Raw genomic sequence first — 13289 nt, 5'->3', positions numbered from 1 at the left:
TATGTAATATATTTCAGCAAAATTCTACAAACCCCATTGTAACATCAAACGGTTTCCAATTCGGATACATTTTTGTTACAGTTATGTTACATCCCCAAGAAAGGGAAACGAGTTGACTATATTAATCAACTCGTCCATTTTACCCTTCTTATTTATGTTCAGCTAACCATTCAGCTACTTTTTTCGCATCTTCACCTTGAATGATTCCTGGTGACATAGAACCGCGGCCTTTTTCAATAATCTTTTCAATCTCTGCTGCGTCATATTTCTGTCCTACTTTTCGTAAATCGGGTCCAGTTGCTCCTGATAAATCTTTCGCATGACAACCTATACAACTTTTTTGATAAATTTGCTCTGGGCTATCTGTGCTTGCAGATTGTTTCGAAGGCTTACTCTCTTCTTTATTTCCACACGCTCCTAAAGCAAAAACGACTGATGTTCCTAGCGCAATAGCCAACAATTTCTTTTTCACTTCTATCGCTCCCCATTGTTGATATTCTTTTCATTCCTAACACACTCATTTTCATTATAAGCATTATCTTTATATAGAAAAACTAAGGTATATTTCATATTCTTCAAAAATACAGTGAGAACCCTAATAATATAAAGCTTTTATAAGATGTTTCAATTCTGTGAACAACTTATAAACTTCTATAAAGAATCCTTTTTGAACGGGAAATCAGAAAAGTTCTGTATAAAGTATTACTCTATTGCCGCTCTGTTTTACTATTCTCTACTTTTTACAAAACAATATACAACATTGTATGCTACATATAATCCCATCAAAAAGAGAAGTTGTCGTTTCCAACTTCTCTTCCTCTGTACTTCATCCATATAAATAAAATAATACTCTTTATATCCTCTATATCCTCAGCATGCGCCAACAATTTTGTTGGCCTTTTTTCGCTTATTAAATGCGAGAACGTAAGTAAGCATCAATAAACGGATCAATTTCTCCATCCATAACTGCTTGTACGTTACCAACCTCTGTATTTGTACGGTGGTCTTTCACAAGAGAATATGGGTGGAATACGTAAGAACGGATTTGGCTACCCCATCCGATTTCTTTTTGCTCTCCACGAATCTCATCTAATTGTGCTTGTTGCTCTTCCAATTTCTTTTGATATAATTTCGCTTTTAACATTTTCATCGCGTGCTCACGGTTTTTAATTTGAGAACGCTCTGACTGACACGTTACAACCGTATTTGTCGGTGTATGCGTAATACGAACTGCTGAATCTGTCGTATTAACGTGCTGTCCACCAGCTCCACTTGCGCGGTACGTATCAATTTTCAAGTCTTCCGTACGCACTTCAATTTCAACTTCATCATTGAATTCAGGTACAACTTCACAAGATACGAACGATGTATGACGACGGCCTGAAGAATCGAATGGCGAAATACGCACAAGACGATGTACACCTTTCTCTGCCTTTAAGTAACCGTAAGCGTTATGACCTTTAATTAATAAAGTAACACTCTTAATACCAGCTTCGTCACCTGGTAAGTAGTCAACTGTTTCTACTTTAAAGCCACGTTTTTCAGCCCAACGTGTGTACATACGTAGTAACATAGAACCCCAGTCTTGTGACTCTGTTCCACCAGCACCTGGGTGTAATTCTAAAATTGCATTATTTTTATCATAAGGATCGCTTAATAATAACTGAAGTTCATACTCATTCATTTCTTGAATTAAGCCTTTTACTTCTGATTCAAGCTCCTCATGTAAATCTTCATCATACTCTTCTTTTAAAAGCTCATGCGTGACTTCTAAATTTTCGAATGTCTCATCTAACTGACGGAACTTCCCAACCATATCTTTCAGTGCATTTGCTTCGTTAATTACAACTTGTGCGCCTTGTTGGTCATCCCAAAATCCTGCACCCATCATTTTCTCTTCTAATTCTGCAATTTGTTTCTCCTTAGTAGGGAGGTCAAAGAGACCCCCTAAAAGCCGCTAATCTCTTAGCCATTTTCTCTAATTCCTGTCTAATTTCTACTAATTCCATTTCCTTCACCTCTATGTAATTGCTGTTACTTTCGTATGAAAACAAGGGAAACTCTCTCCACTTATGACGGAGAGAGTTTAATCCTTCTTAATTAAACATTTTTGATATAAAAGTTTGCAAAGCGGCCTGAACTACTGCCCTATATTACTTACCGATACCACAGCAGTTTTTATATTTTTTACCGCTACCACATTTACATAAATCGTTGCGGCCCACTTGGTCACCTTTTACAACTGGCTTTTTCTTCGCTTCTTCGCCATCGCTAGATGGGTGAACAGCTTCACCTTGAACAACTTCTTGACGCTCTAAGTTTTGTTCAATTTCAGCTTTCATAATGTAACGAGCGATTTCTTCTTCGATAGAAGCAATCATTGATTCGAACATTGCGAATCCTTCCATTTGATACTCACGAAGTGGATCGATTTGACCGTAAGCACGTAAATGAATACCTTCACGAAGGTGATCCATCGCATCAATATGCTCTGTCCATTTCGTATCTACAACACGGAATACAACAACTTTTTCGAACTCACGCATTTGCTCTTCTGGCATTAGCTTTTCTTTGTCATTGTAACGCTCTATTAATTTCGCGATAATTGGCTCGCTCATTTCCTCTGGAGCAAGACGACGTAATTCTTCTTCTTTCACATCTCCTTCTTGCAGAAGGTTTGTATTTAAGTAGTCAACAAGACCTTTAATGTTCCAATCTTCTTCAATTTCTTCTTGTGTATGAAGTGCAACCGCACGCTCTACTGTAGATTTCATCATACCTTCAATAATGCCGCGTAAGTTCTCAGACTCCATTACTTCTTGACGCTGTTTGTAAATAACTTCACGTTGCTGACGAAGTACATCATCGTATTGTAGTAACTGCTTACGTGCATCATAGTTATTTCCTTCTACACGTTTTTGCGCAGATTCTACTGCACGAGAAACCATTTTACTTTCGATTGGCTGAGAATCATCCATACCAAGACGATCCATCATTGCTTTCATGTTATCTGAACCGAAGCGGCGCATTAATTCATCTTCCATCGATAAGTAGAACTGCGTAACACCAGGGTCCCCTTGACGACCAGCACGACCACGTAACTGATTATCAATACGACGACTTTCGTGACGCTCTGTACCGATAACTGCTAAACCAACGTTTTTAATATCTTCTCCCAGCTTAATATCCGTACCACGACCCGCCATGTTCGTCGCAATCGTTACAGCGCCTTTCATACCAGCTTCTGCAATGATATCTGCTTCACGCGCATGGTTTTTCGCATTTAAAATGTTATGACGTACACCTTTACGCGTTAACATTTTTGAAATAAGCTCTGATGTTTCAATTGCAACTGTACCGACAAGAACAGGTTGTCCTTGTTTATGACGATTTACAATATCCTCAACAACAGCATTAAATTTACCCTCCATTGATTTGAAGATTAAATCAGCACGGTCATCACGGACAATCGGTTTATTTGTTGGAATTACGATAACGTTCATATTATAAATGCTACGGAATTCTTCTTCCTCTGTTTTCGCTGTACCAGTCATACCAGATAACTTTTCGTACATACGGAAGTAGTTCTGGAACGTAATTGTCGCAAGCGTCATACTTTCATTTTGAATTTCTACGCCTTCTTTTGCCTCGATAGCTTGGTGTAAACCTTCACTATAACGACGACCTTTCATAAGACGACCAGTAAATTGGTCTACAATTACGATTTCGCCTTCTTGTACAACATAATCTGTATCACGATGCATAACAACGTGTGCACGAAGCGCCTGATTAATGTGGTGAAGAAGTGCTACATGTTTTAAATCGAATAAGTTTTCAATATGGAAAGCTTTCTCAGCTTTCGTAATACCATCTTCTGTTAACATTACATTTTTCGTCTTCACATCAAATGAATATTCTTTTTCATTTTCTAATGTACGAACGAATGCATTTGCAAACATGTATAGCTCTGTTGATTTTTGAGCTTGTCCAGAAATAATAAGTGGCGTACGTGCTTCATCGACTAAGATAGAATCGACTTCATCGATAATAGCAAAGTGAAGTGGACGTTGAACGCACTGCTCTTTATATAACACCATGTTATCACGTAAGTAATCGAATCCAAGCTCGTTATTCGTGCTATACGTAATATCAGCAGCATAAGCCTCTTGTTTCTCTTCTCGTGACATATGGTTTAAGTTAATTCCTACTGTTAAGCCTAGGAACTCATGAAGTTGTCCCATTTCGCTCGCATCACGTTGCGCTAAGTATTCATTGACTGTAACAACGTGAACACCTTTTCCTGTTAAAGCATTTAAATATACAGGTAATGTAGATGTTAACGTTTTACCTTCACCCGTTTTCATCTCAGAGATATTCCCTTCATGTAAGGCAATACCACCCATTAACTGTACACCATACGGACGCATTCCAAGAACACGAGTCGCAGCTTCACGAACAACCGCAAAAGCTTCAGGTAGTAGATCATCTACTGTTTCACCTTTTGTTAGACGTTCTTTAAATTCAAGCGTCTTCCCTTTTAATTGTTCATCAGTTAATGGCTTAATAGATGACTCTAATGCATCAATTTGCTCAACTGTCTTCTGCATACGTTTAATTTGGCGTTGATTTACATCAAACACCTTTTTTAAAATACCGATCATAGGAAATACGCTCCTCTTTTTATTAAAATAAAACTTCCGATTGTTTTTCTTTTTCTCTATTACAATCAGTCGTTATAAAAATCAAATGTATGTTATGCCAATTTTTCTCCTAATTAAAAAAACTAAAATGTATATACCTAATGATAATTGTAACACTTGTCTTATAACTATGACAACAATCGGCCGAATGTCTCGTTCTAAATTAAGAAAACTTTTTTTAAAAATCTATTTTCAGCAAAAAAGCGCAGCCATTTCGGCTGCGCTTTCGAATTATTATTTAGTTTCGATTAAACCATATTTCCCATCTTTACGGCCATATACAACATTAGTTTCATTTGTATCAGCATTTGTGAAGACGAAGAAATTATGTCCTAGCATATCCATTTGTAGGATTGCCTCTTCAACGTCCATCGGTTTTAAATCGAATCGTTTTGTACGTACAAGTTCTAGTTCATCCTCTTCTACCTGATCCAGAACAGCTACTGCTTCTGGAAGGATAAAGTTCGTTTTTATAGAACCTTTCTCACGTAACTTACGATTTACTTTTGTTTTATGTTTACGAATTTGTCGCTCAAGTTTATCAACTACTAAATCGATAGCAGCGTACATATCGCTATTAGTTTCTTCTGCACGAAGTAATAAATCAGTAAATGGGATTGTTACCTCGACACGTTGCTTGTCAGAGTATACTTTTAAATTAACTTTAATCTCTGGGAATGTATCAAAATAACGCTCTAACTTACTTAGTTTTTTCTCTACATATTCCTTTAATGCTGGAGTTACTTCAATATTTTCACCACGAATGTTGAATTTCATAGATGAATTCCTCCTTTCAAGCCTATGTACTATAATTTCGACACTGGCTTAAAAACTCCTTCTAACTTTTTTAAAAAAATTAGTGGAATTGCGATTTTTTTATCGTTTTTTGTTGAAATGAAAAGATGCATCGTTTCTATCTTTATTTTATCCTATTAACATCATGAATAACGAATATAACTGTGGACAATTCGTTACAGAAAAGAAACAACTTTTTGACAACTTAACTCATAACAAAAACCCCTTGTAAAAACAAGAGGTTCTACATATATATAACGTTGCCACAAACGCAGCTTTCTCTTCCCAAAAACGATATCCCTACAGTTTTACAACATTAGCTGCTTGTGGTCCACGTGCTCCATCTACAATATCAAACTCAACTTGTTGCCCTTCTTCTAATGACTTATACCCATCTTGTTGAATAGCAGAAAAATGAACAAACACATCATCACCATCTTCACGCTCAATAAACCCAAATCCCTTTTCTGCATTGAACCATTTCACTCTTCCTTGCATGTTCATTCCATTCCCTTCACTCTAAAAATCAGGGCATTCGCCCCATAATTTGACTATAACGAATGACAACATATGAAGTCAAAGAAGACTTATCGTCTTTTTATTATCCCTTTCGACAGTTACAGATCAACTTCTACAGAGCGTCAAACTAGAAACTTCCCTTGCTCCTCTATCGTATAAAAGACTTCCAATTTGTCTAACTGTAATTCCTGTCGTATATACATCATCAACGAGTAAAATGCGTTGGTCATGAAACATCTCTTCTCCCTGAAAATAAAAAGGATTACTTCCTGAAAGCCTTTCTTTACGCGATTTCTTACTTTGCTTTTCTGTTTCCCTTCTTCTTAATGATGGATAAGAAACTTTGACAGGCAAACAAGTTGCTAATAACTCTGCCTGATTAAAACCACGTTCATACTCCCGTTCCCTACTAAGCGGAACAGCAATAACAGTTGAAACGACCGGAAAATACTTTTGAAATAGCTCCCGAAAAGATCGGTGAAAAATATGAACTAATTCCGCATCCCCCCGAAACTTAAACTGTGCTACTATTTCTTTCATCTCATCATCGTATACGTACAACGAACGATTTTTAAAAGGCCAATACTTTTCATCGTCCATCCACCTTATACAATCCATACAAATATCATCTTTTTTAAACAAATTAGAAATACGTTCTAAAGGTCGCCCACACTCCGTGCAAATTTCTCCTATAATATAGGAAAGCTTTTGCTCACATCTATCACATATATATTTTTCATGAGACTTTACAAAAAAGGTGTGCCAACTAACTATTTCTACAATATACTCATCACAAATTAGACAATACATTAATCGATCAATCCTTGTTCTTTCGCAATTTTGTTCATACTTTGAATATGTTTTTTCGCACGTACCATCGCCTCTGTCTTACCGTAATGAAAATAAATAACCTCACCATAAGGTTCTTCAAAACTACGACCTGCTCGGCCTGCAATTTGTACGAGCGCACTTTCCGAAAAGATTTCTTCTTCAGCCCCTAACACAGCCACTTGTAAGTTCTTCACAGTTACTCCTCTTTCTAAAATTGTCGTTGTAACTAATAACGGAATGTCTCCCTTTCTGAAAGATGCCACTTTTTCTTTTCTCATCGGATCTTCTGCATGTACGCCATCGATTCTATTATCCAACCCTTTCAATAACAGGCTTATTTCTTCTATATATCGCACATGAGGAACAAATAAAAAAATAGGATGCTTTTTGTTTAAGTGCATTTTTAACCATTGTAGTAACACGCGAGGAATTTTTTTATGATGAAGGCTTTTCTTCCAATTTCCGCACCAACTAAATAGAGGAACTGGTAACGGATGACGATGGTATCTTCCTGAGACAATGATGCCTTTTTGTTTCCCCCTTCTGAAATTGCGCTTCCACTTTTCATCAGGGGTTGCAGTTAAATAAATACGCGCTACTTTCTCTTTCATCGCTTGTTGCACTGCATACCGTAACATTTGATCCGCATGATACGGGAAGGCATCTATCTCATCTACAATCATGACATGAAACGCTTTATAGTAACGTAACAGTTGATGAGTCGTTGCAACGACTAACGCTGCATCCTTTTCATGATCTACACTCCCTCCGTATAAAGCAGCTACATTTATACTCGGAAACACTTCTTGTAATCTCGGCGCTAATTCCAGTACAACATCCGTCCTTGGCGTTGCGATACAAACTCTTTCTCCTTTTTGAAGTGCCTCTGCAATACCGTAAAATAACATTTCTGTTTTTCCAGCCCCGCACACAGCCCAAATAAAAAAAGATTCTTTCTGCTTAATAGCTTCTATAACACCTTGCGCCGCCAACTGTTGACCAGTAGACAAAGTCCCGTTCCACTGTAACAAATTTAAACCTTTTTCTCCGTTTCTTTCAGCGATTCCTCGAACAAGTACAGTACATTCACTAACTCTCCCCATCGTTATACACTTCCGGCAATACGTACATACTTTACTGCACCTTTTGCATAAAAATGAGGCGAATAGCCGCTGCTCTATATTTCCACAGCGCTGACACGTATATTTAGAAGCTTTCTTTTTTATACCTTGTACACATACGACCTCTCCCTTCTTTTTCAAGTTATTTAAGTCCCTAAGTAGATCTGAAGAAAGTTCTTCTAATAGCAACTGCTTTCCAGCAAGCATCAGCAACCACCTCCAGCACCACTATAAACCTTTCTCATAATCTCGTAAAAACGCAAAAAAGCCGATAACCTACTTATAAAATAGTAAGCTATCGACTTTATACACATGTTTTATTCGATTATAAGTCCTAGAATCTACCGTATCCTAAGAAATGTTTTTGGTTGTAGCTACTGCTTAAGCTAGCGTAAGCAATCCCTTTATCACCAGCATGAATCATTTGGCCATTACCAACGTAAATACCGATGTGAGATGGACCTGGCTTATAAGTACCTTGGAAGAATACTAAATCTCCAGGTTGTGGGCTACTTACTTTAGAAACTGAATTCCAGTAACCTGCAACGTCTTGACGTCCTACACCATAGATGTAAGAAATGAATCCACTACAGTCAAAACCACCGTTTGATGGAGATGCACTTCCCCAAACATATGGTAAGCCTAAGTAGCCTTGCGCTTTACCAATTACGCCACCCGCATTTGGAGTTGGTGCTGGCTCTGGTTTTTTCGTTTCTTGCTTAGGTGCTTCTTTTTTAGGCTCTTCTTTTTTAGGTTCTTCCTTTTTAGGCTCTTCTTTTTGAGCTTGTCCACCGTTGTTTGCTGGTGCAGCTTGCTGAGCAGGTGCTTGCTGAGCTTGCGCATCTTTAGCAGCTTGTTCTGCTTGTTTTTGAGCAGCAGCTTCTTGTGCCGCTTTCTCTTGTGCTTCTTGTTCAGCAATACGTTGTAATTGTAATGCTTGTTTTTCAAGATCTTTCAATTGACTTTCCGTACTTGTCATTGAAGTTACAACTGTGTCCATTTTACCGCTTAAATCGTTTACTGCTGTTGCTTTTTTCGCTTTTTCAGCGTCAAGTTCTTTCTTAGCAGTTTCAATTTGAGCTTGTGCTTCTTTTAATTCTTTTTGCTTTGTTTTTACCGTTTCAACATCTTTTTTCACGTTCGCTTGGTCTTCTTGTTGTGTTTTCATGATATCTTCGTCAGACTCAAGAATTTTAGAAACAGAAGTTAAACGATCAACTAAATCTGCAACGTTTTTAGAGTTTACAAGAACTTCTGTTACAACATTTGTGTTTGGTTGTTCTTGAAGTGCAACTAAACGTTTTCTTAATAACTCTTCACGTTTTGCAATTTTCGTTTGTAGTTCTGCAATATCTTTATTTTTCTTTTCGATTAATTGCTCAGTATCCGCAACTTTTTTCGTTGTTTCATCAAGCTTTGAAGCATTCTCTTGGACAGACTTATCTAAACCTTGAATTGTTTTGTTTAAGTCGTTCATTTGTTTTTGTAATTCATCACGTTCTTGTTGTTGTTTATGTAAAGTATCATTTTGTGTGTTAATTTGTGATTTCACGTCAGAAATTTTATCTTCTGCAAATACATTTGGTGTTAGTCCTGAAAACATTAACCCTGCAACTAATGCGCAAGATGCCATTTTTAGCTTTTTCATTTTATTTTTTACACCGCTTTCTTTTTTCTTTTTCCGTATATAACCTATAAAATTTATACCATAATTCGGGATTTTTTTTGCTAATGTTACGCTTTTGTAAAACAAATGTAATATTATGTGTAACACTATCGCAAAATATGCATATTTTTGTATGTATGTGTAGAAATTTAAAAGCTTTTTATAAGCAAAGAAAAAACGCAAGGTTTCCCTTACGTTTTGTTAAATATACTAATACGGATGAAATCAAAACGTTATTTCATCCATTTTTCAGCCCAATTTTGGACTTCATCCATAACACTTTCTAACGCTTTTCCCTTGTCCGTTAAACCGTACTCGATTCGAACTGGTACTTCTGGATAAACATTACGAACTACAATGCCTTCGCTTTCCAATTCCTTTAAACGCTCTGACAACATACGATCGCTCATATTCGGTATAATATCTGCGATTTCTCTAAAACGTTTTGACTCTTCAAGCAAAGATTTAATAATTAAGCCAGTCCATTTCTTACTAAGCAAAGTAAAAGCTGACTCAAACTTTGGACATAAACAAGAATTATGCTCCATATGTTTCACCTCTCTTCTATTATAATATAGTTTCTTGTAAAAAGTAAGTTATAAAACTTTCCTCATTATTTTATTTTACGTACATTTTACCATTTCCAAATATTAACTTGTCAACTTCATGTAAAATATCCGTAAAAAAACCCTCTTCCATAAGAGAGCTTTTTATATCTTTATTACTTCGTATACCATCCAAGACCTAATGCACCTTCACCTAAATGCGTACCAATTACAGCACCGAAATAACCTGTACGGATTGTAACATGAGGATATTTTGCTTCTAATTCTTTCTTCCATTCAATCGCTTCCTCTTCACGTTGCGCATGAATGATAACTGCTTCCATAGGTACACCTTTACTTGCTTGCTCATCAAAAATTTCGATGATACGTTTTAACGCTTTTTTACGCGTACGGATTTTTTCAAACGGAATAATGATTTTTTCTCTAAAATATAAAACCGGCTTCACTTGTAACAGACTACCAATGAAAGCTTGCGCGCTATTTAATCGTCCTCCACGTTGTAAATGGTGTAAATCATCTACTACAAAATAAGCGTCCATCGTTTTCTTCATTTCATCAAAACGGGCGATAATCTCTTTTGGATCCTTTCCTTCGCTTGCTAGCCTTGCACCTTCACGCACATAGAATCCTTGTACTTCACAACTAATTTCAGAATCGTACGTATATACATCAATGCCCTCAACCATCTGTCCAGCTGTCGTTGCCGTTTGATATGTACCACTAATTCCACTTGAAAGATGAATGCTAATAACTGCATCGTAATCCTTAGATAATTGTTCATATAGCTCAACAAACTTTCCGATTGCTGGTTGAGAAGTTTTCGGAAGTTCTTCTTGCTCACGTACTTTTACATAAAAATCATCTGCTGAAATTTCAGCTTCTTCTTGATAAGATTCCGTTCCAAATACAACGTTTAATGGAATCATATATATATTGAGTTCATCACGAATATGCTTCGGTATATATGCTGTACTATCAGTAACAATAGCTGTTTTCATTTGCGTACCTGCCTTATAAAAAAGTTTTTATTTCCTAATTTTACACGAAAACTAAAAATGGTGCATCCATACATGAAAATGCCGGTTTGAAATTATACTCATCATCTCGACAAATTACAACAAAAAGGTAAAATACTCACCAAAAATTTCAACTTATTTATAAAAAATGTTTGAATATAAAAACGCCCGCTTTTAAAATGTAAAGTACTAGTCATTTTGATGGATAGGGGCGTATACAAGTGTTATTACAATATTTAACAATAAAAGACTACGGTGAACACGAAATTGTTATTCAAAAATCAAGATTCATCTGTTATGTTAGTCGTGCTACAACCGAAGAAGAAGCTCAAGAATTCATACAAAAAATCAAAAAACAAAATTGGAATGCCACACATAATTGTTCTGCGTATTTAATTGGCGAACAAGATCAAATCCAAAAAGCAAACGATGATGGTGAACCTAGCGGTACAGCTGGTGTACCTATGTTAGAGGTACTAAAAAAACGCGGTTTAAAAGATACCGTCGTTGTCGTTACCCGCTATTTTGGTGGCATCAAACTGGGCGCTGGTGGTTTAATTCGCGCATATGGAAAATGTACAAGCGAAGGCATTAATCATGTCGGTGTTGTCGAGCGAAAACTAATGCGTGTTATGCAGACCGAGATTGATTACACATTACTTGGCAAAATTGAAAATGAATTGCGTAATTCAAAATATGCCATTAAAGATATACATTATCTCGAAAATGTCACATTTGATACGTATGTAGAAGAAGATGGAAAACAAGCATTCACAGATTGGATGATTGAATTAACAAATGGGAAATGTACAATTACAGAAGGAGATATGTTGTACTTAGAACAAGATGTTATCTAAGAATAACTACATCATCACCTTTAAATATTAATGTAGTGAATTACTTTCCTACAAACGAACTAAGGAGATTATATATGGAAGAACGTTATTATCATCTCCAAAATAGCAGAATAAAAAAGAAACGAAGAAGAAAGTTTTTCTACTTCCTCATTTTCTTATTTTTATTTGGTAGTGTAGGACTTTATATATTAAATTCCTACTCTTCTCTCATGGGGATGTATAGTGGTTTTACTCGTGAAAAATCGGATTTGAGAACCGCAGATGTAGAAATTACAAAAGAGCCTTTTACAATCCTTATTATGGGCATAGAAGATTATGCAACAGACGGTCAAAACGGTCGTACAGATTCATTAATGTTTGCGACAGTCAATCCAAAAACGCAAAAGATATCACTTATGAGTATCCCTCGTGATAGTCGTGTTCCAATTGTCGGAAAGAATAAAGAGGACAAAATTAATGCTGCGCACGCTTACGGCGGCGAAGAAATGGCAATCAAAACGGTCGAAGGTTTTCTAAAAGTGCCTGTAGACCATTATCTTAAAATTGATTTCCAAGGCTTTAAAGGTATTGTTGATGCTGTTGGCGGTGTTACTGTTGATGTCCCCTTCGATTTTTGGGAGCGTTCAGACGTGGATTACTACAAAAAAATTGAATTTAAGCAAGGGCAACAAGAATTAAATGGTGAAGAAGCACTCGCTTACGTTCGTATGCGAAAGCAAGATCCAAATGGTGATTATGGTCGGGCCGCTAGACAAAGACAATTACTAGCTGCTGTTGCTCAAAAACTAAATTCCACCTCTACCGTATTTAAAATTAAAGATTTGACAGAAGTCGTTGGAAAATATATAAAAACTGACATTCCTATTTCAGATGGCCTTGCTCTTTACAATAAACTCTCTGGGTTTGATCCTTCTACAATGCAAACGTTCAAACTTGAAGGAGAAGACAAAAAAGTAGGTGGTATTTATTACTTCCTTCCAGATCCAATCGGTGTAGAGACAGTACGTAACGAAATAAAAAAAGAATTAGGAGAAACAGCAAACTCTCAAGAAAATTCAACAACAAAAACCGAATCAAATCCTTCTTCAAATTCTAACTCTAACGAAAAGGCAAAGAAAGAAACGGACCAAAATCAGAACAAGACACAAACTGAGCCCCCTCCTTCTACGAATGCTCATGCAGAGTGGATTATGAGAAATCAGCAATAAAAAAGAGCCA

Annotated in this window: 12 protein-coding genes; 2 read left to right on the top strand and 10 right to left on the bottom strand. The window is 36.5% G+C overall.

What is annotated here, in order from left to right; translation table 11 throughout:
- Window positions 1-148 precede the first annotated feature (148 nt).
- The 10 genes from cccB to ACQVV1_RS27225 form a co-directional block, all read right to left on the bottom strand.
- Window positions 149-472 carry a cytochrome c551 gene (cccB, locus tag ACQVV1_RS27270; RefSeq protein ID WP_000727967.1) on the bottom strand — a complete coding sequence of 108 codons (324 nt, stop codon included), beginning with the start codon at window positions 470-472 and terminating at the stop codon, window positions 149-151.
- A 438-nt stretch (window positions 473-910) separates the two neighbouring features.
- Window positions 911-2009 (bottom strand): peptide chain release factor 2 gene (gene prfB, locus ACQVV1_RS27265; RefSeq protein WP_098555249.1). Its coding sequence is split into 2 segments (ribosomal slippage): window positions 911-1936 and window positions 1938-2009, totalling 1098 coding nucleotides; the frame shifts between segments, so codons are not numbered across the junction.
- A 144-nt stretch (window positions 2010-2153) separates the two neighbouring features.
- A complete protein-coding gene (secA, locus tag ACQVV1_RS27260) occupies window positions 2154-4661 on the bottom strand; it encodes a preprotein translocase subunit SecA (RefSeq protein WP_098555250.1) in 2508 nt (835 codons plus the stop codon).
- A gap of 273 nt (window positions 4662-4934) precedes the next feature.
- Window positions 4935-5477 carry a ribosome hibernation-promoting factor, HPF/YfiA family gene (gene hpf / locus ACQVV1_RS27255; RefSeq protein ID WP_060632875.1) on the bottom strand — a complete coding sequence of 181 codons (543 nt, stop codon included), beginning with the start codon at window positions 5475-5477 and terminating at the stop codon, window positions 4935-4937.
- 318 nt (window positions 5478-5795) lie between these two features.
- The gene (gene cspC, locus ACQVV1_RS27250) at window positions 5796-5993 is read right to left on the bottom strand and encodes a cold shock protein CspC (protein WP_001990088.1); all 198 of its coding nucleotides are present in this window, start codon (window positions 5991-5993) and stop codon (window positions 5796-5798) included.
- Window positions 5994-6119: 126 nt separating this feature from the next.
- Window positions 6120-6824, bottom strand: coding sequence for a ComFC family protein (locus tag ACQVV1_RS27245; protein ID WP_309259510.1), 705 nt, complete (start codon window positions 6822-6824; stop codon window positions 6120-6122).
- Window positions 6824-8173, bottom strand: a complete 1350-nt coding sequence (gene comFA, locus ACQVV1_RS27240; protein WP_242254928.1) for an ATP-dependent helicase ComFA — start codon at window positions 8171-8173, stop codon at window positions 6824-6826. The genes ACQVV1_RS27245 and comFA overlap by 1 nt, the downstream gene beginning before the upstream one ends.
- 127 nt (window positions 8174-8300) lie before the next feature.
- Window positions 8301-9719 carry a C40 family peptidase gene (locus tag ACQVV1_RS27235; RefSeq protein ID WP_242254929.1) on the bottom strand — a complete coding sequence of 473 codons (1419 nt, stop codon included), beginning with the start codon at window positions 9717-9719 and terminating at the stop codon, window positions 8301-8303.
- A 146-nt stretch (window positions 9720-9865) separates the two neighbouring features.
- A complete protein-coding gene (locus ACQVV1_RS27230) occupies window positions 9866-10180 on the bottom strand; it encodes a winged helix-turn-helix transcriptional regulator (RefSeq protein WP_000400857.1) in 315 nt (104 codons plus the stop codon).
- A 173-nt stretch (window positions 10181-10353) separates the two neighbouring features.
- Window positions 10354-11196 (bottom strand): DegV family protein, encoded by an 843-nt coding sequence (locus ACQVV1_RS27225; RefSeq protein ID WP_063221805.1) that lies wholly within the window; start codon window positions 11194-11196, stop codon window positions 10354-10356.
- A gap of 239 nt (window positions 11197-11435) precedes the next feature.
- On the opposite strand from ACQVV1_RS27225, the gene ACQVV1_RS27220 reads away from it, so the two are divergent.
- Both ACQVV1_RS27220 and ACQVV1_RS27215 read left to right on the top strand, forming a co-directional pair.
- Window positions 11436-12071, top strand: a complete 636-nt coding sequence (locus ACQVV1_RS27220; RefSeq protein WP_000926682.1) for a YigZ family protein — start codon at window positions 11436-11438, stop codon at window positions 12069-12071.
- Window positions 12072-12145: 74 nt separating this feature from the next.
- Window positions 12146-13279 carry an LCP family protein gene (locus tag ACQVV1_RS27215; RefSeq protein ID WP_242254935.1) on the top strand — a complete coding sequence of 378 codons (1134 nt, stop codon included), beginning with the start codon at window positions 12146-12148 and terminating at the stop codon, window positions 13277-13279.
- The last annotated feature ends 10 nt before the right edge of the window (window positions 13280-13289 follow it).

The sequence above is a fragment of the Bacillus basilensis genome (assembly GCF_050630465.1).
GTDB classification, from domain to species: domain Bacteria; phylum Bacillota; class Bacilli; order Bacillales; family Bacillaceae_G; genus Bacillus_A; species Bacillus_A basilensis.
The sequence above is the reverse complement of the archived record's forward strand: the minus strand, read 5'-3'. Positions and strand labels throughout refer to the sequence as shown.

Excerpts from the sequence above, each read along its gene's own strand:
- cspC (WP_001990088.1), bottom strand. The coding sequence starts at position 5,993 with ATGCAAGGAAGAGTGAAATGGTTCAATGCAGAAAAGGGATTTGGGTTT.
- ACQVV1_RS27225 (WP_063221805.1), bottom strand. The coding sequence starts at position 11,196 with ATGAAAACAGCTATTGTTACTGATAGTACAGCATATATACCGAAGCAT.
- comFA (WP_242254928.1), bottom strand. The coding sequence starts at position 8,173 with ATGCTTGCTGGAAAGCAGTTGCTATTAGAAGAACTTTCTTCAGATCTA.
- ACQVV1_RS27245 (WP_309259510.1), bottom strand. The coding sequence starts at position 6,824 with ATGTATTGTCTAATTTGTGATGAGTATATTGTAGAAATAGTTAGTTGG.
- secA (WP_098555250.1), bottom strand. The coding sequence starts at position 4,661 with ATGATCGGTATTTTAAAAAAGGTGTTTGATGTAAATCAACGCCAAATT.
- ACQVV1_RS27230 (WP_000400857.1), bottom strand. The coding sequence starts at position 10,180 with ATGGAGCATAATTCTTGTTTATGTCCAAAGTTTGAGTCAGCTTTTACT.
- hpf (WP_060632875.1), bottom strand. The coding sequence starts at position 5,477 with ATGAAATTCAACATTCGTGGTGAAAATATTGAAGTAACTCCAGCATTA.
- ACQVV1_RS27215 (WP_242254935.1), top strand. The coding sequence starts at position 12,146 with ATGGAAGAACGTTATTATCATCTCCAAAATAGCAGAATAAAAAAGAAA.